We start from the raw sequence: 20,829 nt of genomic DNA, 5'->3' as shown, positions 1-20,829 counted from the left end.
TTATTTTAATAAATTATTTAGTGTTTAAAATAAACCAAAAAAAGATAGAATAAAACATAGCTATTTTTTCATCACAGAAAAGGAGCGTTTTTGTTAGACAGAATGTAAAGGAATGCCAATTTAGTTCTGCTGAAAGTTGGGTGGTTCTTAGTTCAATTGAACAAAGTATTAAAAGCAAAATTGAAGCGGCTGGAACACCTTTGAAAGATTGGGATATTAATATTTATCGCGGAATTTTAACCGGTTATAATGAGGCATTTATTATTGATGGAAAAAAGAAAGACGAACTAATTGCAGCAGATCCAAAATCAGGCGAAGTTATACGACCGATTTTACGCGGCAGGGATATAAAAAAGTTTGGTTTTGACTTCGCAGATTTATGGTTAATTAATACGCACAATGGCCTAAAGGAAAGTGGTATTAAACCTATAAATGTCAACGACTATCCAGCGATTAAAAAACACTTGGATAGTTACTTTCCAGGTTTGCAGAAGAGGGGTGATAAAGGTGATACACCCTACAATTTGAGGAACTGCGCTTATATGGACGATTTTTATAAGCATAAAATTATATATCCAGAATTAACAAAATTTCTAAACTTCTACTTTGATAATAAAAACTTTCTTGTAAATAATAAATGCTTTATCCTCAGCGGTGAAAAAATATATTATCTAATTGCTTTTTTGAATTCAAGTCTTTTCAAATTTGCATTCAAGGATGATTTTCCAGAATTATTGGGAGGCACTAGAGAATTACGAAAAGTATTTCTTGAACAAGTCAAGGTAAAATACGTATCGGAAGAAATCAACGTTGAATTCATGAGACTAGTTTTAAAATGTCAAGATTTGCAAGGAGATCAAAAAAAAAAAAAAGAATATGAATTAGAAATTGACAACATGCTCTTTGAAATATATGATTTAAATGATGATGAGAGAGAGGCAATTGGCTTTATTGTAGTTCAATAAAGCTTATCTCCTCATCGCTAAACTTCAAACATTTGTACAAAATATTGTCGAATTTTTTCTCTAAAAGCGCTGTTTCCCTAGTATGTTTTGCAGCCTTAATTATTTCCAGAGCAACATTTTCAAGAGATAATTGTTCTTCCAAATCTAGCTTAGGCACCAATAATTGTTCGATTGTAAATTTTTTCCAGCGAACAGTCCCTACGCCGGTAGTCGTACCGAGTTTAGAGAATAAATATTCTGACAATTTAGAATTTAAATAACCCAATAAGTATATTAGTGATTTCCCTGTCATTAAAAAGGTTGTAGCTTCATTAGCATAAGTACCATCTAAATCAATACTAAATTTTGTTTTATCTGAGATTTCGCCCCAAATGATTTTCTGGCTATTTAAATCGTCCCAATAACTTATAGAATCTTGCGTTTCAAACCATTGATTATTAGTCTTTTTCCTTGCTCCCATGTCTCCTGTTTGTTTTAAACGATCATATCCGAATCCGCTCAAATGCTGCTTGACAGCGGGGTATCGCTCAATATCTATTTTTAAACTCGGAAAGGTGGTGATGATATATAAATCTGCAAAATCACACGAATAACGCTTAATATCGCGCCCCCTTAGAATCGGTCGTATAACTTCTACACTTTTAGGATCCTGCTCTATTAATTCTTTTCGTCTTTCGGCACTTATTATAAAAGCATCGTTATAACCCGTTTTAATGCCATAATTTATTGTGATGTCCCACTCCTTTAATGGTGTGCCTATTCTCTCTATTTTCGCCTTAATCTGCTTTTCGATATTAGAAAGAACTACCCATGAATCTGAATTTTCAAATTTTGCGATCACAGCGTTTTGTCTAACAAAAACGCTCAAATTATTTAACAGCTTTTCTTTGATGACACAGGCTTGGGTTTTCAGCTCGTTTTTCTGCTTTGCAAACATCAAAATATTGGTGTCTACGGTGGCGGAATCAAAAATCTGATTGCCCGCAAAATCAATTAAGATTAAAGGGTTGGTTTTCTCACTAAAGTATTTGCGTAAAATCTCACCATACGCAGCACGCATCCATTTATTGGAAGTTATAAAAGTCAACAGCCCATTTTTTTTAAGAACATTGTTTCCTAATTCATAAAAAAGACTGTAAATATCTCCAGTCCTGGCAAACGTTTCATATCCCATTTTTTGCAGCTCAACGCTGGTAGCTCCCATTTTCTGCAGCTGTATGTAGGGAGGATTGCCGATAATGACATCGAAACCTGTAAAGGCGCCATTATCATCCAGCACTTCGGGAAATTCAAAGCGCCATTCAAAAGCATTCCGGTAAATTATATTATTCAGGATTTGCTCTTTTTCCTTCTGTGCCTGCTCCGCCTTAATCTTCAGTTTTTTAAGATGGTCTTTCTCTGTTTTTTTTATGGTCTGACCAAAAGCAATAAGGTTTTGCTGCCGCTGGTCCTCATTCTGAAAGGCACCTAAGGCTTTTGTAACCTTTTCTTTTTGGTTATTGTCATAAGTAGATTTAAAATTATTCTTTACGGTATTGATGATACCTTCCACTCCCCTTTTCTTGACTTTGGAATTGGTTGTTTTGTACTCTTTTACGGCCTGCTTGTAATCCTCAATGGAATAACTGACCTCTTTGTTTTTGAAAGCAGATTTCAAACTGTCCGACAAGGCAAAGCGACTTACTAACGAGTTACCGCACTTAATGTTTATGTCGATATTCGGTAAAGTCTGTAATTCGCCAGTATCAGTATAGTATGCATTTTTAAGCAGTTCAATCCAGAGCCTTAGTCTGCAGATGTTCACAGAATTTGGGTTGAGATCTACGCCGAAAAGACAGTTCTCGATCAATGTTTCCTTTTCATGAAAAATAGCTTTCTGAATTCTTAAACTGTGTGGATCCTTTCGCTGATAGGCAAATAATTCCCCCGAAGCATCAGATATATACAGTTCATCATTATCAATTTCCACTTCGCACGGAATAGGAGCATAATTTTCGTCAGCAAGAATTTTCAGTTCGCTTTTAATGGTGATCATTTCATTGAGTGCCGAGACCAGGAAATGCCCCGACCCCACCGCGGGATCACAGATCCTGATGGTATTAATGACTTCATTCAACCTTTGGACATCACCTTTTTTGTAAAACCGGTTGCAGTACGCTTTGACATCATCAAAAGTTTCAATACTGCTGTCGATCTCCTCTTTGAATTTTTGGATCACCGCCTTTCTTAAAGTCTCCCTGCACATGAACATCGTAATCATGCCAGGCGTAAAGAAGGAGCCGTCTTTATATCCGTTTATTTTCTCAAAGATCAGACCCAGCACAGATGCGTTGATCAATGTTTTATTCTCCTGACGCTCTCCAATCTCCACACCTGATTCCGCAGAAAAATCATAAGCATCCAAAAACCTGAAAAGATAGTCAAGGGTATTAAGTTTACCACCCTCCTTCCTGCCATTGGAATTTTTCAGAATGGTGGAAGAATACACTTCCATCTTCTCGTCCATCAAAGCGGTAATATCAAACGTAAGATCTTCTAATTCGTTTTTTTCGAAAAGGCTGCTGTTGAGATAGGGAATATTTTTATACTTTTCCGCATAACGCGCGTGGCGTTCTGACAGTGGCTTGGCCAATGCTGAGAAAAACAGGCCGTTGAGCTCATCGAAACCATTGAGGAAATCGAAATGCAGAAATTTATATGAAGGGGATTTGCCATTATAACTTAGAAGCTGAGATTCCAACAGTTTCAGAAACAGGATCCTGTTTACCCATGTTAAACACAGTTCCAGACCCAGCGTGAAGGCCTTATTGTCATCATTGGAAATAGGTTTCACCTTCAAAAGATAATCTTTATCCTCCAAGGTGAAAATTGTATTTTCTAGAAGAGAGCCATAATCCCGAGCTGCATCTTTCTTTCGCTGAATAAGTTTCTTACCGTCGATCTTTACTTCCTCTAATCCTATGATATGAAGAAGTTCATTATAGAATGCTTTGTTCAGCTGATTGCTGTCGTTGCCAAAGCTTTTCCCCAGAAGATGTACATCGGAGAACAGTTTGTAAATATTAACCAGGTCTTTCTGCTTTAATTCTGCTACGCTCCCTTTCCGGAAATCCAAGTGTACAAAAGGCATACTGTCCTCCACTGCCGCAATGTGCTTATGGGCAATTTCTTTATAAAACAGTTCATTCAAGGATGTGTCTTTGAGACCGTCTCTAAACTGACCGTACTCCTTAAGTAATTCTTTATTTTTGTAAAATAAAGCGTAAAAATCCTCTGCTTTGAAGAAAAACCACTCGAAACCGTTGGTAATAATGAGATGCTTGATGTTGTTGTTCTTGTAATCAACCCGCTCTCTGAGGTAGTACAGCAGGATTTCCTGAAAAGCTTTAGTGTTCAGTTTGTTAACCCTAGGGAATTCAGATTTATTGCTGGGTTTTTTAGCCTCAATGATTATTCCCACATCGGAGCTTGCGTCTTTTCCTAGATAAACAGCGAGATCAATTCTTTCCCTGGTGTTGATTTCATTTTCTGAATAAAAGGTAGAAGAGAGAAATTTTCTAATGGGAGATTTAAGGTGTTCTTCACTCTCTTTTTTATCATCGACCAGCTTTATTGCTTTGATACAATCTTCAAGTTTGGTAACAAACTCCTCAACGCTATTTTGTGGTGGATTAAATTTTTTATAAGCTGGATTCAGCGCGTTCTGCGGTTGAAGCGGGTTTTTTTTCATGAATAATCTGTCTAAAACAAAAGGGTCTTAAATTTAGACAAAAAAATGAAACTGAGAATGCATGGCACTGCGAAAGATAATTTCTGATTTTGTGCATGATCGGCAAAAGTTTCGTTTCAGATACTTTACAAGACTCAACTAAACAGAGGAAGAGCGACCGCTGTCCGCGTGTTGTAAGCTCCCCATTTTAGCACACTTAAAAAGCAGATATTCTCCTTACGTTTAGCTGTTATTGTCGGATGTTGAAAAGCGGAAGGACCGTAGATTTCTTGCTTAGTGATAAGCAGATACGCAATGCGCCATACTGTAAATTACTTAAAACAACTAACATCTTTGCAGGATTGAATGTGCTTTCTTTATGAACTTTAACTGTTTTCAGTTAATTTGTAACTTTTTGAGGCGGAATATTTAAAGAAAAGCAAATGGAACATTTGTCTCGAAATTTCTTAACTATTGAAAAATATTTTCTGATTGATTACTTTTAGAAAAATAAACTTGTTTAAATCTTAGATTAAGAAGATCAGTAATATCTCTGTAATTTGTTGTAACCAATTCCCCTTTATCGTATACTGGTATGTCCTCTGATTCCATATGATCAAGACAGGTAATTACCAAATTTTTATTAAAATGTTTTGAGTATTTATTATCACAGGCAATCGCATAGCGCAGATCGGCGAGATCAAGAAAATTAGCTCTAAATTTTCCTTGATACTCATTATCTACATTGGTCTCCGCTGAGTTGTTAATTAGATAGAAGTTAGAATTTTTTTCTTTAAATGGACCGTTACCATGCCGAGTTTGATATACTCGTGTTACATAAAAAATTTCTGTCTCTATAGATATTCCAGATTGCGTAATCATTTTGATCGCATTTTGTGATGTCGTGTTGCTTTTTGTTATGTAGGGTTTTGTACCGAAATTTTGGTCTATTAGAATACCTTGCGATCCTTCGAAAATAAATGAATTCCAATTTTTAAATATTTCTTGCTCAGAACCCACTATTGTGAAGCCTCCATTTGCTTCTATTTTTTTCAGATAGTCAATTTGTTGCATAAAGAACAAATCTTCGCGTTCGTGATCAAAATGACTGAAATCAAATGAAGTCTCAATATTTATAAGATTTTTGTAGTAATTGCGAATCTCTCCAAGTTTTTTTATTAAAAACTTTTCCTCATTAAATAAATCAGATACGGTGAAAGAAATTATTTGATTCCTATCTATCGTGGCACCAAAACCCACTCCACAACTTCCTTTCCTTCTATGCCCAAGGGATATTTCCGAAGTTTTATTATATAAAATATCGTAATGCGTTGTCACGGGTGAATTAGGATGAATGAAAAATTTTAAATCGCAATCTAAACCTGCAACTTCTTCTACAAAGTAGGAAGGAGCAAAAGTGCAATATGACGACCAATATGTAGGTAGCCCCCTAAAAGTTCCCGATCCAAGATTAGAGAAGATATGACTTTCACCGGTGACTGAATTAACCACACAATGTCCGGCTTGATGTCCACCATTAAATCTCACATTTATTGAATCCGGATATTTGTTTGAAAGAAAATCGGTTACAATTCCTTTTCCCTCATCTCCGAAACCTAAGCCGACAACTATATATGCTTTTTTTACCATGTCGATTTATAAATTGCCGTAGATAAATCTGAAGTAAACTCACAGTCAGTTCCCTCAAACATAAACATGTCGGTTTCTTTATAATTTTCATATAAAATAATTACTCTTTTCCTCAGTGCTTTTGCATATCCAATTTCAAAAATGGTCCCCGGATCATTGCCTGATAATATGCCTAAAACCACATCACAATCTTCCAGATGTTCGATATCTTTTTTTAGCAATTCCCTATTACCATCCTTGTTTGTCGATATACCTGCATCATGGTATGGCGAAAACACCTCAACATCAAAACTTTCTAGTACATCATGTATTTCTTTAACTAAAAATCTTTCAGCGACTGTAAAAAAAGGGGCAGCTAAATAAATTTTTTTCCTCCCAGTTGAGGTTATGCTATCAAATTCTCTCGGTCTAATTGATAAAGGGATATTTTTAGAATTACAATAATCAGCTGTATACTTTGAAGCATACAACGCGGACTCATGTGGTGAAAGTTTTTCAATCATCCATTTCCAAGCAAATACGGCAGAAAAAATATCACCGCTTCCTATTGGCCAAACTGTTTCTGAAGCAAAAATTGGAATAACTGTGTATTTATCTTCAAAGAAAACAATTGCGCCGTTTGCTCCATTCTTAATTACGACTACTTCTGCCCCTTCAGTTTTTAATAAATGTTTGCCTACTATAGTAAGATTATCACTAATGTTATCGCTTAACAACATTGCCTCATTTTTATTAAGTATCAAGGCAAGATGTTCTGCTTTTGATTTTGTTTCTTTAAACCCTACGTGATTTTGAGGGTCGTAAACAACATATTCTCCGTCAACTAAGCAATCACATTCGATCATGCCGTAATAAAGAATGTTTTTTGCTTTTAATGGTGGTAAATTGAAATTATCAACGGGCAAATTATAAGGGATTGGCTTTGATAATGGATGATAGTAATCAAATATTACGGATTTGTCCTGAACTATCATATAATCATTAATGTCATACAAGGTAGCTTTGTAATGAAATTGATCTCTAAACTCCGAACCGACAGATGAGTGAAAATTTATAACAAATCCCTTGTCACTCAACGCTATTGCTCCTCGTAATCCTGAACCAAAAAGGTCGCCGTACTGCGGTTCGTGACAAACTTCATAGTACGTTCCTCCCACTATATCAATCATCGTATAGCTATTAAATTCTGTACAATTACTTTACATGAATGACTATCCAATTCACTAATTGTAGCTTTAAATTTATTTCCTTTTTTCATGCAAATTCGCAACTGAATTACCTGCGGCGCATCTAGTGTACCACATAATATACCATCTGACAATGCATTTACCAATTCCATATCAGGCTCCAAATCAAGTTGCAAAACATCGCCTATACTTAAACTGTGGATTTTATTTTGCATCTTTTTAAGAGCTGCTTCAAATTTAATTTTAAAACATTCATCATCATCCTGGAGATTCCCTCCTCCTGCTACTCCTGCTAATGGTCTGCTGTAATTCAGGCTTCCGCCTCCACCTCCTTTCATATTTGTAATATTTGTTTAGTTTATGTATGAATTTCTTTTATTAAAGGCAATAAGTTTTTAACCCACTTCTTTCCCTCATTATTTGCCCATCGTGCTATTCCGTTTTCATGATTTTTCTCCAAATACAATAGGATTGCTCCGTCGCAATTAAATCTTTTGACAAACTCTTTTAAAATTTGCTCATCTGACAACGATTGTAAATCGGAAGATATTTTATCTTTAATCATAGTTTTTATTTTAAAGTAAATGTAAAATAAATTATGAAACTAGATCATCAAGACATTTTAGTCTATACTATTTTTTATCTTACTAATTGACTACATCAAAAATGTTTTTGCAGTAACCATCTTCATTCAACCGCCTCCACTTCCCTTTCCTGTATTTCTATTTCGGCTTCCTCCTGAAAACGTTCCCACTCCTGCTCCAATGCCTTGTTGTTTTTTATGGCTTCTGTAATGGCGATACTTTCGCGGTACTGCCTGGCTTCAGCAGCCATCGTCCATTTTGCAGTAATACCCAGGTGAGTGACCGCATCTTTAATATCAGCAATACCGACCTTAAAAAATTCTTTCCTGGGATTTACTTTATTCATCTGCAGTTTGAGAGACCTCCTGTGCAATTGCCTCTCCAGCCCCGGCGCGTCATCACTGTAGATCAATGCATGCACATCAAATTCGAAAGGTACACTGGCATCACCCAATTCCCGTATTCGGTCTAAAGGTTCCAATCTGCGTGTCATACCAATTTTATAAACATCATCTCCGAATGAGCCTACGTTAGAAATGACATAGACATTGCCGGCTTTGGTCTGCTGCGCCATCGACAGGGCGCGTTGATTTTTTTCTTCAGCTGTTTGCAGCCTTTCCTGAAGTTCACCTAATTGTAAAAGGAATTTAGCTTTCTCTTCTTCACTTGCTTTCTCCACTTCTTTCTGGGCCTTTTCAATTAATTTTTTCAGCAGTTGCTCTTCCCGATCAGCTTCTTTAATCGCTTTCTCATACTCCCGCCTTGCTTTTTCCTCCTCTCTGATCTGCTCACGTATCAGACGCTGCTCTTCCCTCTCCTGCCATCTAAGCTCCTGGACGATCACTGCCCATTTAAGCTCATCCAGACGTGAATCCAGATATTCATTAGTGATTTCAGCATTTTTGAATGCCTTCCCGTTAAAGTTCACTATATAAAAAGCGTCTTTAATTTTCCGTTCCAGAATACCATAATTGTCTTTTTTTACATTTGACAAAACCGAATCAACTTTACCGTTAAAGGCATCGAGAACAAAATTAACCGCCGTTTGTTTCCGGTTCTGTTCTACATAATCACATTTAGCGGCCAGATTGGTTTTAATTAAACTATTATTCCGTTCGCGGGCCTTTGCAAGTTGCTGTCCGGCATCTGTGTGAGTGAATTCTTCAGCAAGATCATCCAGAAGGCTGAAGGTAGGCTTTACGTACTTATCGCCATACCCTTTAATGACATTCTTCATCGCTTGGACGGTCTGCCGATGCTCATCTGCAGTTTTCATTGCTTCATAAGCACTTCCCGCAATTTCAACAGCTTTTTCTGCGGCCTGCTGTATTATTTTTGCAGCTTCAGCAAGGGATGAATCTAATTTTATCTGAGCCTGACCGAGTATGGATTTGGACTGACTTTTGGCCGCGGCCAATGCTTCATTCCCTTCCGCTCTTATTCTGGTCTCGTCGTTAAGTATCTCCAGCTTATACTCCTCAGCCGCGCTGATTATGGACTTAGACTTTTGATTGGCCTCCTGAAGAATTTCTGCTGCTTTTTTTTCCGTATCAACGATTCCCTGGTATTTGTTTAAGTCAGCAATTTGAGAGGTGAGAAGCAAAACGTTATCGTTAATCTGCTGATTCGTTTCGGACAGGGCTGAATTTGCTGCTGTTAACCCGTTATTTTGGTTTTTGAGTTCGGTGATTTCTTTATTTTTCTGCTTAATCTTAATTGCAAAAACAAGGATAAGCACAAAAATAGCAAGTGATAAAAATAAGGTCATGCAGCGGGTATTTTAAGGTTAGTGCAACCGGGATGATTTTTTTTAAAAATATGATTTTTTATGCGAAAGCAGATTATGGTTTTCCGTAATGGAAAAGCATGAAATAGCTTTTGGGCACAGTAAATCTTTTTATTCTTAATAGTCTATCTAAATACTGCAAGCATTCCCTGACTACTTTTCCTCTGGAAAGAATGTAAAAAAAAATGAACAGAAAAGATGGATACCGTGCGTGATGAACGGGCTTTATTACCCAGGTGGGCCTACAGATGCACCCTTCATGTAACTCAAGTTTCGCACCTTGACGCAGATGCAGACTTATGCATGAGCACTTCAATAGGTGATGCAGGTAAAAGCACGGATTAATTATCCTGCGTAGCAGCATGACTTATAAAAAGTTGATCTCTTTCTATAAAAAAAGTTTGTCTTTTGTAAGTATATTTTTTAATTTTGTCGTTAAATAGGATTGGGCTTTTCCCGGTCGGCAAAAGAACTTTGGTCTTCACCAGGGTTTTTTGCTTTTATGATAAATCTAAAACACCTAGACATCACTAGACCACTTTTTGATCATTTCTTAGTTTCTTTAGCACCACTTAATATCTGCTCACTAGCTTTGTTCTACAGCTTCTCTGGCGTACTCTAGCGCTCATGTTATTATATCGACGTAATACTTTTTATTCTTTCAAACGTCTTGCGAAGTAATGTAAAAGGGTTTAATTCAACTTCCTGACTCTCGTCCATTATATTATAAAATTTTTCAAAACTAAAAGCATATGAAGTTCCGCGAAAGTTTGAGTGTCGTTCAGTCATCATTTTAAACTCCGCAACAACTTCCAAGTAAGTAAGTTTCTGTTTGAAATTAAGCTGATCTGACGTGAACCTGAGATCATTCGCTTTAGGATCAATATCCTTATAATCAACTAAAAATGGCAAGCAAGCGTCCACTAATACTTTATATGAATCATCATCGTAAATGCGTGTATAATCCAGCTGCCTTCTGAATCTCTCTTTATCAAGCTGTTCTAAATCTATTAAGATTTCACGCAGATAATCTGAAGAATCATAAATTTTCTTTAAAATTGAAAAGACTATAAATAGCGAATATTGAACGTTATAACAACTATTTTTGGAACCGACATTAATTATTTCTTGGTTAATTTGAAATTCATTATTATTAAGCAACGAGCGCAGATTAATTTTTTTAGCCGCTAATAACGCATTCAGAGCAGCCCTTAAAATGATGTATACAGGATTATAGTTCACATTATTTTCTTCTTTAAATTGCGGCATCTGATGAGGCAGTGTATATCCCAATAAAATTTCCTTCAAATATTTATGCAAAATATTGTTTGTATTAAATTCAAAGGGAGATTAAGAGTAAAATTTATCGATATAACCCTCAATATAAAAACGGACTTGTGTTAAGCGGGAAAATATATAAAATTAAGATTAGTGGGCCTATCATCCAACTTAGAGGGTTCCGGTACTTTTTCTTATAGTATATCGAGAAGCACATTATCTTTAAGCGAATCATATTACTGCTCCACTACGCTCTTTACTAAAGTTAGCTTTGGCCTGTTCTTGTACACAATTGATATTCAGCACATAGCATATGCCGGCAAATAATCGATTTGACAGAAATATACCTTTATTAGTGCACTACTTGCATAGTTTTGACTTTATTACTAGTTTTGGAGCACATTAATAAATAAATTAAATAATACATTATGAAAAAACTACTGATTTCCTGCTCAATTTTAGCTGTTATGACCGGATGTTCGGACAGGGTTGAGATCATGCCAGAAAGTACAGACTTAAGTAATCTTTCAGCACCAGAAGGTAAATACTTAAATGATATCGCAAAACAACTTGTTGAGGTATCTAAAAGAATGACTATAAATCCGAATTTGATCTTAGATACGCACGACCAGTTTGAAAACGATCTTCTTGAAGGAAGTGTTTTTGATTCAAATCCTGTATTATTTGATGAATTTGGTGATTCTTTCAATGCATATTACGCTATTCCATCAGATGCCACGCAAGAATTTTTAAAAATTATTTATCACAATAAGGAATACTTATTAGAAAATGATCCTAGCGGTGAGCAGTTAAGAGCTGCTATATATGAGGAATTCAGTTTAGCTTACGCCAATAGTTCACCTCAAAAAGTGATTTTCAATACCATTTACGAAATTAGTGGTTCAAGTAATTGTGGAGCTGGAGTAATGGCAGCATTTGCTGACACTGCAATTTCTGCTGTAGTAATGGTTGGCACAGCTCCAACAGGCGTGGGAGCAGTAGTGGGTTGGGCATCATTGGCTGGATCATATTCTACATTGGTTTACAGAGCAGCAAAGTGCAAGGGAAGAAACTATCACTAAAACAATATGGAATTCCCACAGTATTTTTACTGGCTTCAGGTGATCTTATGGTTATTCACAATCATTTACCTTCTTAAGAATCAAGGACGGAAACCCCAAGTAAAAAAGGGCGAAGTTAGATTTATCAAAATGTTAGTAATAGGATTTTTACTGATTTTAATAGGGAATTTAATACTCTCTAACGATTATAGCTTGGATAATATATACTACAATTTTATTATTTCGCTTACGATTAGCTGGGCAATTGCTATAATCTATATTATTTCAAAGAAGGTTCTTGCAAAATATGAATGATCTTTAGGATATAAATGTTTAAAAACAACATAACTATGGATTGTATCTTTGAAAGAAGGTAGTTGTTAAAAATTGCTGCAATTTACATTCAATAAGCACCTTCTAACTAAGCATCTAAGAGTACTACAACAATGAATCCGTTTCCTTTTGGAAGCGGATTTTTTTAGAAGATGGCAACTGGTATTAAAAGAATAATTTTGTTTGGAATAAGTAAAATATACTAATGCTTTGTTTTATAAAAAAAATAGACACTATCCCTTTGTTGTAAGCTCCCCATTTTCAGTACACTTCAAAAGTAGAATTTTTTCTTGATAATTGAGTGCTATTGTTGTCGGATGTGGAAAAGCGGGCAGGAAAAGTGTTGGCTTTTGCCTGGGCTTGCTGTCCATTTTTCCACATCACAGGGGATAAACCACCCAATGAGTCATGGGGGCGTTCGTTATTGTAATCCCTTACCCATTCCTCGGTAACACTTCTTACTTCATCCAAACTTTCAAAAATATATGCATCCAGGATCTGATTCCTGTAGGTTTTGTTGAAGCGTTCAATGTAGGCATTCTGTGTAGGTTTCCCCGGCTGGATATATGCAAAGTTGATCTCATGTACCCTGCTCCAGACTTCAGCGATATTTGCTATAAACTCCGGTCCATTATCCATGCGTATTTTCTCAGGCTTGCCGTAGCGGTTCACCAGATGGTTCTGTACCCATATCACCCGCGAACTTTTCAAACTGTAATCTGCCTCAATGTGAAGGATTTCCCGGTTGTAATCATCAATCACATTAAAACTGCGGAACTTTCTGCCGTTGGAAAGAACATCGCTCATAAAATCGATGCTCCAGGTATGAGTAAAGGATGTCGGTACTTCCAATGGCGCTTTAACTCGGGCAGGCAGACGTTTTTTCACCTTCCGCCGCAAAGGAAGTTTCATTTCCTTATAAATCCTGTGTAGCCGCTTATGATTGATTTTTTTGCCACGGTTGCGCAGCCGGTAATAGTATTTCCAGAACCCTTCCCTGGGGTGACTTTCTGTAAGCCTTTCCAGTTCCATCATCACCGTAGAATCATCTTTCAGTGAACGGTAATGAAAACTACTTCTGCTTAATTTAAGTACCCGTAAAGCCTTGCCGGAATACTTCGGACGGAGCTTCTGGATTCCCATGACAATCTCCCGTTTCCGACAAGGCTTTAGAGCTTTTTTTCGATAATGTATTTAGCCACGTCAAGTTCCATAGCGAGGTTTGCGTACATACGCTTGAGCCTGGCGTTTTCTTCTTTCAGCTCCTTCACCCGTTTAAGTTCACTGGCCTCCATGCCATTGTATTTCTGGCGCCACTTGTACAAAGTTGCTGTGCTGATGCCATTTTCCCGGGCCAATTCCTCGGCACTGCGACCACCGGCAAACTCCTTTAAAACACCCGCAATCTTTGCAGGACTGAATGTGCTCTTTTTCATTGTCTTAATTACGATTTAAAGTTAATTAATTTTATACTTTAATACCGTACTGTTTTCGGGGGAGCTTACACTTTATAAGTTATTTAATAATATCTTTGAAAAAACTATAAGATGATTGATAATACTAGAGAGGAAATTAGCGATGAACATCACGATTTTGAGGGAGAGGAAACGTTAAGTAGTCACTCTGACGAGAGTGAAGACGATGTATACCCTTATAGAAATATAAATATCGCAAGAGATTCCCTATCCGCCTTTCAACTTTACAGAAAGTATAAGAGTGATATCATTAAACTCGATCCTGAATTTCAAAGAGCAAGTGTTTGGAGTCCTAAACAGAAATCTGAACTAATTGAATCTATTATAATTGGGATTCCGTTACCTATTTTGTATATTAAAGAAAATAAAGAAGGCGATTGGATTCTAATTGATGGCAGACAAAGACTCTCTACCATTTTTGATTTTATGGATAATAAATTCGCACTATCCTATTTATCTATTCTAAAAGATTATAATGGTTTTAAATTCGATGAAGAGAGAGAAAATCAACATCCATCAAGTAATCATAAAGATTATTTAAAATCAAATATACGAGGTAAAATTGAAGATGTAAATTTGGTGCTACACATAATAAAAGAGCCTACCCCCGAAAGACTTACTTATGATTTGTTCGATAGAGTAAATAGAGGTGGAACAAGGTTAAATAACCAAGAGATGAGAAATGCAATTTACCAAGGAAGTTCTACAAAATTTTTAAATACTTTAAGTAAGTTAGACGTTTTTAGGTCAGTGACTTCAAATATTCCGTCACATAGAATGAAAGATAGATATTTAATTCTTAGAACATTGTCATTCTATTTATGGAAGAAAAACATCTCAGTCGATTATGACTCCAACTCTAAAAATAAAATTGAATACAGAAGTGATCTAGAAGATTTTCTAGCCAAATCTATGAAGTTTTTAAATAAAAAGAATTTTACAATTGTAGATTTAAAAGATACAAGTTATTCAAAAGACGAACTTGACGCTTTGTGCGATAAAGATTCTTTCTACGATGAACTATTTACATCTTTTAACAACGCAGTACAAAATGCTTACAGACTATTTGGAGACGATTGTTTCAGATTACCTAAAGATGGTAAAATTAGGAGACCAATTAATATGGCTTTATTCGAAGTTTTTATGTATTTTTTTATAGAAATAGAGGAGTATTTTCCCGAGCATGAAAAATTTATTGTTCAAGAATATAACTCTCTTAAAAACAATTCCAGATTCAAAAAAAGTGGTAATGAGGATGATAATTTCGTTAAAAGCTTAACTTACACTGTTGATAGTAACAAATCAGTTCAACGACGTTTTGATATTGTTGATGAGTCAATAGGATTAATTAAATTGCTTTAAAAATGATAACAAAAATCGATATTGATAATTTCAAATGCTTTGATAATATTCAACTTGAACTTAAAAACCTTAATATTTTATGTGGCACTAATTCTTCTGGCAAATCTAGTGTTATACAATCGTTATTGCTAATCGACAATTGTCTCAGTGAAGAGTCATCACTTAACAGTAATTGGCTAAATTTGGGTTATTTTGATGAAATAAGAAATTTTATTGTCCGGAGAGACAACGTTAAAATTTCCATGCAGCAAGATAAGAAAACATATGATTTAATTATTGATGAAACCAGTATCCATCCGAATAATTATAATGATTACAAGAAGATTAGTTATATTTCAGCTAACCGAATAGGACCTAAAGATTTTTACCACAAAATAACATCAAAAAAGAATTTTATAGGTGAAAATGCGGAATTTTTAATTGATTATTTATACCAAAATTCCAGCAATACGATAGATCCAACATTGGTTTATGATAATAAAAGTAATACATTAAATTATCACGTCAACTATTGGTTAAAAAAAATCCTTAATGTAACAATTAGCTTAGATAATATCACCACAGGTAATATAATTACTGCCAACTATTCGTATAAAGAAAATAGGCTCGTACGACCATATCATATTGGTGCAGGAATTAGCTATATAATCGGAATATTAATTTTATGTTTAAATTCCAAAAAAGGGGAAACAATTGTTTTAGAAAATCCTGAAATCCATCTACATCCTAAAGCTCAATCAGAATTAGCATCCTTTTTATGTTTCGTTGCACAAGCAGGTGTCCAGCTAATTGTTGAAACACATTCCGATCACATTTTTAATGGTGTCCGTAAATCCGTTCACAACAAAAGGATTCAAAATAATATTATCGAAATCCACTTTTTTGAATTGGACGAAAATAATATATCGCACAACCACTCAATTAAATTAAATGAAGATGGACGAATTTTAAATTTAAAAGAAGATTTGTTCGATCAATTTGATAATGATTTAGATGAATTACTTGATTTAGTATAATATGGAATTATTATTAAACGAACTTTCGCTACATAACCAATATTCATCATCTGAAAATTTTCGAGTAACGGGACTTAGAGAAATTATTCAATTTTTCCAATTACAAAAAACTAGTTGTATAACGATACTAAAGAAATCGGATATCTATTCCCGTGAGGTGTACAATGGCATCACAATGCTTTCCGCTATGACAACTGAAAACCTCAGTAAATCTGATGAGATAAGAAAGTTAAAATCTGACTTGTCCAAAGTAATTAATGATCCTTTTTGGGACTTCAGTAAGAAATGTGATGGTGCAGCAAAATATACACATAATACAGTTAATGTAAACGATTCTGCTTTAGCGGAGTGTTATGAGCGAAAAATATTTCTGATTTCTTTTATTCCGTCGAACTACTCTAGCGAAATTATAAATGTTGAAAAAGATAAGCATTCACAAAAGATTTCTAACTATACGAATAATAGAGCTTTAGTTCAAAAACTTTATGAACAAAACCTTGTAAGTTTCGAAGTATTTTGTAAAAACTATTACAATGGATCAAAGCTTGATTTTTCAAAAATTAATGTTAAAAATAGTTTTGATCAAATACTCGATAAGAAAGACGAGATACAGTTTATAAATAGTTTCAATATGTTTTCCAGCACCAATTGGTCTGATATACTTAAACAATCTGGAAAAGGAAAAAATATTGCTGGGTTTGATTATAAAAAATTTCATGATCAAGATCATTTCGCACAATACTCTACTTCTTCACCGATATATAAGTTTAGAGTCACTCAAAAATTTAGAGTTTTCGGCTATCGAATTAAAGATTCTTTTATATTATTAGAATTTGATCTTACCCATCAATTAAGTGATTAATACATCTTTTTCTTCCTCTGTTTTTAATTTACAGTGCATCAGATAGTAATCTTGAATACTAATAAAAAGTTCCTCTTCTGAAATTGTTACTATTTTCATTTACTTATATTTTTTGATTATAGATAACAACCTCCTTCAATGAAAATATAACAAAGGCTAAAAAAGTCAGATTGCATTGCGGGATGATAACATTTATCGTAAGCACTTTTATATCTCTGCCCCAATTTTTAGAGAATAAATTCTCCTGCTTTTTTACTGGCAAAAAGCAATCTTTCATAACCTAAGATTTCCGGTTAATGCCAACTTTGGATACACTCGTTTACATCTTCGGGTAACCTTTCAAGATTATCCCAAAATTGTACAATTTTCTTTAGAATTTTATTATTGTCTAATAATCTACCATTATTGGTATTCGTGTTTTGAACGAGCGCTTTAATAAAATTAGAACGAGGATGATTATCTTCTTCTTTTGATGTTTGCATTTTCGAAAATATACTTAGTTAAACATATATATTAACTAATAGTTATTAATCATTTCGATAAGATCACAAGATTCCTCAATAATCCATTGATTACTCTTGATTAAATTCTCCATTATATCTAATTGATGAGCTGTTAATAGATCTTCTATATTTCTATCCTTTATGTTCTCCCATTTACTATTATGCTCAGTTTCTTTAATTCCTTTTGGGGATCCATTTGGTGTTAGGAGCTGAATGGTCTTAATTTTATTAATCACCAAAGGGTAAATGACAAACAAACCATCATAGTCCCAATCACATGAATAATAAATGGGTAATCCTCTAGTGTCAGAAAAATCGAGTTTATTTACATTTTTGCCTCCTGCGTACCATAGCTCTATATTGTTAGCTCTAGCCAATGTAGGACGCTTTAAAAAGTCGATATTTTCACAAAGTACGATGCACCTGGGATTGATACATTCGAGCACATATTTATATTGTAAATCCTTATCATCTGCTAATTCGTCAATATCCAAAAGTAATTTAACAGCATTGATTAATGCTTCTTTCCCTAACAAGTACTTCTCATTTTTGAAAAACATAAGAGATACTATTCTAACAGTTGCTTCATTTTTTATAATCTGCTCCCGCAATGGCTCCAAATTTCCATTGTCCATATTCTCTTTTATCCCTATTAGGATTTGAATATCAGATTCATCAAAACGAAGCTGCGGTTTTAATAATCCATTATCTGATAAAAAAGTTTCATAACAGTGATATTTCTCCAAATAATCTTTTTCATACAGCTCTGCAAAGCCCTCTAAAACAAAAAGCTTATCGTGCGTTCTGTCAAGTGTTCTGAGAGAATTAATAAGGTAACTAATTTCACCACTTTTCGCTAAAGTATCATTTATCTTTACCTCACCGTTTGAGTATAAATTATCTAGCGCCCTTAGCTCAATCCAATTCATTTTTCTATTCTGTTTATATAGATATTCAAATCATCGTTGTTGTCCTTCGTTTTAAAATAAGAGGCTGAAGGGCAGTAGTTGATATTGTCATCTTTTTTTCCTTTAATCAAATGATGGGCATACCATTCATCAGACAATCCGATATTGAATGTATGAGGAGCCATTGTTATTATCTGATATTGGAATTCATCTGCAATAGCGGGAAAAGTATTAAAATTAGTATTATCAAGACTTCCTAATTCTTCCAAAATAATGAACCTTAAACCATTACGTTTTTCTTTTTGTACGGCAGAAAGTCTTGCTATACCCAGTAATGCAATAGCAGAATAAGTTTCTCCTGTACTGCCAGGAACTTCAGTTCCAAACTGGTCCGTGAGCTTAGCTGACAGTTCAAAGTATGTTTTGGGGTTTAGTAATTTCTCAATCGGAACTTTGTTTTTTATTTTTGCCTGTTTCCTGAAAAAATCTTCAATGAAATCTACTATAGATTGTCCAAACTGTAATTCTCCTTTTGTCGCTGTATTACGAACCTCGTAAGCTATCTGCTTGATATAATCAATCTTTATTTCTTTATTCCCATCAAATTCAAGTTTGAAATAAAACTTATTACTAATCTTTCGATCAACAAAGAAAGCGTTTATTCTTTTTACCTGGTCATCATATTTTTCGTATCGCTCAGTAGTTTTACTGAATATCTTAATCATATTATCCCTAATCCCATTAGCTATGGTTGTTCGGGTTTGATTAGCTTCATCTAAAGCAGTAGTAATATCATCAGTAAATTTGATTTTACTACCTAATAATGCTTCTTCCATAACCCTGAATGAAAAATCTTGGTCTTTAATCGTTAATTGTACTGCTGGATTCTTCTGATCACTTGTTTCTTCAAATAAATTCGAAATGCCAATAAATGCTGTTTTATATTCTGCCCACAGCCCATTATAGGCGTGCTCCAATTCCTCAGTGTTCCCAGGTGTTGAAGAAAAATCTGTTATGTTCTCTTGGAAATATTGGTAATAAGCACTATAGAGCGTAGTGAACTCTGTTTGCTTCTTAGTCAGACTACCAATAACGGTTTGTAAATCTTGTTTAAATCGTTGTAATTCTTTTTCCAAAGAATCTTTCTTGCTTAATTTGATTCCTTTTTGCTGATAAAACTGGTCTTTCTTATCGCTCCATTCTTTACGAATCCTCAATAATTCCTTTTTCACCACTTCCGGCTCATCATATTCAACCTTAAACTTATTTTTAATTTGCGATAGTTCTTCTTCGTCTCTTTTCTTTTGCGATTGCAATTGAGAGGTCTTTTCATCAATCTGTAAAATACAAGCCACAGCATTTTTTAAGTTTTCAATATTGCTAAAAACAGCAATAGAGACATCAAAGGAATAATCAAATAGATTTACATCGTAAAGCTTCCCATCTGTGATATTTTCCAATCCTTGTAGTTTGGTATTTATCAAGCTGATTTCGGTGTTCAATTTTTGAATTAACTGTTGTACAGATTGCTCCAGATTTGCTTTGTCTCCCAATAGGGTTGCATCTGGATTAAATTGTATAAATTGGTTTAATGCACCCAGCTTTAACCAAAAACCTTCTTTAGATGGGATCGTTTTAAAATTATTAATCAATTCATCGGGATTGAGATATTGAGATGAATTGTTAGGTTTAGAAATTTCAGAAATAGGTTTGGTTGCGTAATACAAAACCGTCTGTAATTGTTCATAATCTAACGAGGGTAGATTCTTAATATACCAGTTTAAAAGTCCATTCTCATCATTGTCCTGCAATAATTCTAATAGTTTTTCTTTGGTTGCTTTTTCCTTTTTTAAGGTTGCTTTTAATTCATCCAAAATCTCCGATTGTTCCTTTCGGGTTCGGATAATATTTTCAAGCGTTTTGTACTTTTCCAGATAAGGTTTTGAAAAAGTGATTTCTTTTTTAATACCTTCATTGTTTCTACTTAAAATATCAATTCTTTGTATCTCATTCTTCCAGCTAAAATCTACTTCAGGGCGAATAAACATTTTAAGTTCATCAACTTCTTTACCCAACTTTTCTATGCTGTTAGATAGGTCTTGATAACGGTTGAACATATTAAAATTTTCATCTGCTTCCTCATAACCCTT

General features: G+C 34.6%; 14 protein-coding genes and 1 pseudogene. 5 read left to right on the top strand and 10 right to left on the bottom strand.

Going from position 1 to position 20,829, the window contains the following annotated elements; translation table 11 throughout:
- The first annotated feature begins 140 nt into the window (after positions 1–140).
- Positions 141–965 (top strand): TaqI-like C-terminal specificity domain-containing protein, encoded by an 825-nt coding sequence (locus P0M11_RS08995; RefSeq protein WP_275625378.1) that lies wholly within the window; start codon positions 141–143, stop codon positions 963–965.
- Here P0M11_RS08995 and P0M11_RS08990 read toward each other — a convergent pair.
- From P0M11_RS08990 to P0M11_RS08960, 7 genes are all read right to left on the bottom strand, one after another.
- Positions 949–4,695 carry an Eco57I restriction-modification methylase domain-containing protein gene (locus tag P0M11_RS08990; RefSeq protein WP_275625377.1) on the bottom strand — a complete coding sequence of 1,249 codons (3,747 nt, stop codon included), beginning with the start codon at positions 4,693–4,695 and terminating at the stop codon, positions 949–951. The genes P0M11_RS08995 and P0M11_RS08990 overlap by 17 nt on opposite strands.
- Positions 4,696–5,145: 450 nt before the next feature.
- Positions 5,146–6,324 (bottom strand): adenylosuccinate synthetase, encoded by a 1,179-nt coding sequence (locus P0M11_RS08985; protein WP_275625376.1) that lies wholly within the window; start codon positions 6,322–6,324, stop codon positions 5,146–5,148.
- Positions 6,318–7,493 carry a PfkB family carbohydrate kinase gene (locus tag P0M11_RS08980; protein ID WP_275625375.1) on the bottom strand — a complete coding sequence of 392 codons (1,176 nt, stop codon included), beginning with the start codon at positions 7,491–7,493 and terminating at the stop codon, positions 6,318–6,320. The genes P0M11_RS08985 and P0M11_RS08980 overlap by 7 nt, the downstream gene beginning before the upstream one ends.
- Positions 7,490–7,849, bottom strand: coding sequence for a hypothetical protein (locus P0M11_RS08975; protein WP_275625374.1), 360 nt, complete (start codon positions 7,847–7,849; stop codon positions 7,490–7,492). The genes P0M11_RS08980 and P0M11_RS08975 overlap by 4 nt, the downstream gene beginning before the upstream one ends.
- A 20-nt stretch (positions 7,850–7,869) precedes the next feature.
- Complete coding sequence (locus tag P0M11_RS08970; protein WP_209816111.1) at positions 7,870–8,076, bottom strand: hypothetical protein; 207 nt, start codon at positions 8,074–8,076, stop codon at positions 7,870–7,872.
- Between the two features lie 122 nt (positions 8,077–8,198).
- The gene (locus tag P0M11_RS08965) at positions 8,199–9,863 is read right to left on the bottom strand and encodes a DUF4041 domain-containing protein (RefSeq protein WP_275625373.1); all 1,665 of its coding nucleotides are present in this window, start codon (positions 9,861–9,863) and stop codon (positions 8,199–8,201) included.
- A gap of 651 nt (positions 9,864–10,514) precedes the next feature.
- Positions 10,515–11,189 carry a hypothetical protein gene (locus tag P0M11_RS08960; protein WP_275625372.1) on the bottom strand — a complete coding sequence of 225 codons (675 nt, stop codon included), beginning with the start codon at positions 11,187–11,189 and terminating at the stop codon, positions 10,515–10,517.
- A gap of 398 nt (positions 11,190–11,587) precedes the next feature.
- On the opposite strand from P0M11_RS08960, the gene P0M11_RS08955 reads away from it, so the two are divergent.
- Complete coding sequence (locus tag P0M11_RS08955) at positions 11,588–12,241, top strand: hypothetical protein (protein ID WP_275625371.1); 654 nt, start codon at positions 11,588–11,590, stop codon at positions 12,239–12,241.
- A 687-nt stretch (positions 12,242–12,928) separates the two neighbouring features.
- Here P0M11_RS08955 and P0M11_RS08950 read toward each other — a convergent pair.
- A pseudogene (locus tag P0M11_RS08950) lies at positions 12,929–13,989 on the bottom strand (IS3 family transposase); the annotation flags it as partial.
- A 111-nt stretch (positions 13,990–14,100) separates the two neighbouring features.
- Between P0M11_RS08950 and P0M11_RS08945 the strand changes: the two are divergent.
- From P0M11_RS08945 to P0M11_RS08935, 3 genes are read left to right on the top strand one after another with little or no spacing between them, the layout of a single operon-like run.
- Complete coding sequence (locus tag P0M11_RS08945) at positions 14,101–15,390, top strand: DUF262 domain-containing protein (RefSeq protein ID WP_275625370.1); 1,290 nt, start codon at positions 14,101–14,103, stop codon at positions 15,388–15,390.
- Positions 15,391–15,392: 2 nt separating this feature from the next.
- The gene (locus tag P0M11_RS08940) at positions 15,393–16,406 is read left to right on the top strand and encodes a DUF3696 domain-containing protein (protein WP_275625369.1); all 1,014 of its coding nucleotides are present in this window, start codon (positions 15,393–15,395) and stop codon (positions 16,404–16,406) included.
- A gap of 1 nt (position 16,407) precedes the next feature.
- Positions 16,408–17,268 carry a hypothetical protein gene (locus P0M11_RS08935; protein WP_275625368.1) on the top strand — a complete coding sequence of 287 codons (861 nt, stop codon included), beginning with the start codon at positions 16,408–16,410 and terminating at the stop codon, positions 17,266–17,268.
- 517 nt (positions 17,269–17,785) lie between these two features.
- On the opposite strand, the gene P0M11_RS08930 is transcribed toward P0M11_RS08935, so the two are convergent.
- Both P0M11_RS08930 and P0M11_RS08925 read right to left on the bottom strand, forming a co-directional pair.
- Complete coding sequence (locus P0M11_RS08930) at positions 17,786–18,700, bottom strand: hypothetical protein (RefSeq protein ID WP_275625367.1); 915 nt, start codon at positions 18,698–18,700, stop codon at positions 17,786–17,788.
- Positions 18,697–20,796, bottom strand: a complete 2,100-nt coding sequence (locus P0M11_RS08925; protein WP_275625366.1) for a hypothetical protein — start codon at positions 20,794–20,796, stop codon at positions 18,697–18,699. Before P0M11_RS08925 ends, P0M11_RS08930 begins: the two co-directional genes overlap by 4 nt.
- Between the last annotated feature and the right edge of the window lie 33 nt (positions 20,797–20,829).

Source organism: Kaistella sp. PBT33-4 (genome assembly GCF_029194425.1).
Classification (GTDB): Bacteria; Bacteroidota; Bacteroidia; order Flavobacteriales; family Weeksellaceae; genus Marnyiella.
Note: the sequence above shows the minus strand (reverse complement) of the source record. Positions and strands in the feature narration are given on the sequence as shown.

Excerpts from the sequence above, each read along its gene's own strand:
- P0M11_RS08990 (WP_275625377.1), bottom strand. The coding sequence starts at position 4,695 with ATGAAAAAAAACCCGCTTCAACCGCAGAACGCGCTGAATCCAGCTTAT.
- P0M11_RS08985 (WP_275625376.1), bottom strand. The coding sequence starts at position 6,324 with ATGGTAAAAAAAGCATATATAGTTGTCGGCTTAGGTTTCGGAGATGAG.
- P0M11_RS08980 (WP_275625375.1), bottom strand. The coding sequence starts at position 7,493 with ATGATTGATATAGTGGGAGGAACGTACTATGAAGTTTGTCACGAACCG.
- P0M11_RS08975 (WP_275625374.1), bottom strand. The coding sequence starts at position 7,849 with ATGAAAGGAGGTGGAGGCGGAAGCCTGAATTACAGCAGACCATTAGCA.
- P0M11_RS08970 (WP_209816111.1), bottom strand. The coding sequence starts at position 8,076 with ATGATTAAAGATAAAATATCTTCCGATTTACAATCGTTGTCAGATGAG.
- P0M11_RS08965 (WP_275625373.1), bottom strand. The coding sequence starts at position 9,863 with ATGACCTTATTTTTATCACTTGCTATTTTTGTGCTTATCCTTGTTTTT.
- P0M11_RS08955 (WP_275625371.1), top strand. The coding sequence starts at position 11,588 with ATGAAAAAACTACTGATTTCCTGCTCAATTTTAGCTGTTATGACCGGA.
- P0M11_RS08945 (WP_275625370.1), top strand. The coding sequence starts at position 14,101 with ATGATTGATAATACTAGAGAGGAAATTAGCGATGAACATCACGATTTT.
- P0M11_RS08940 (WP_275625369.1), top strand. The coding sequence starts at position 15,393 with ATGATAACAAAAATCGATATTGATAATTTCAAATGCTTTGATAATATT.
- P0M11_RS08935 (WP_275625368.1), top strand. The coding sequence starts at position 16,408 with ATGGAATTATTATTAAACGAACTTTCGCTACATAACCAATATTCATCA.
- P0M11_RS08930 (WP_275625367.1), bottom strand. The coding sequence starts at position 18,700 with ATGAATTGGATTGAGCTAAGGGCGCTAGATAATTTATACTCAAACGGT.
- P0M11_RS08925 (WP_275625366.1), bottom strand. The coding sequence starts at position 20,796 with ATGTTCAACCGTTATCAAGACCTATCTAACAGCATAGAAAAGTTGGGT.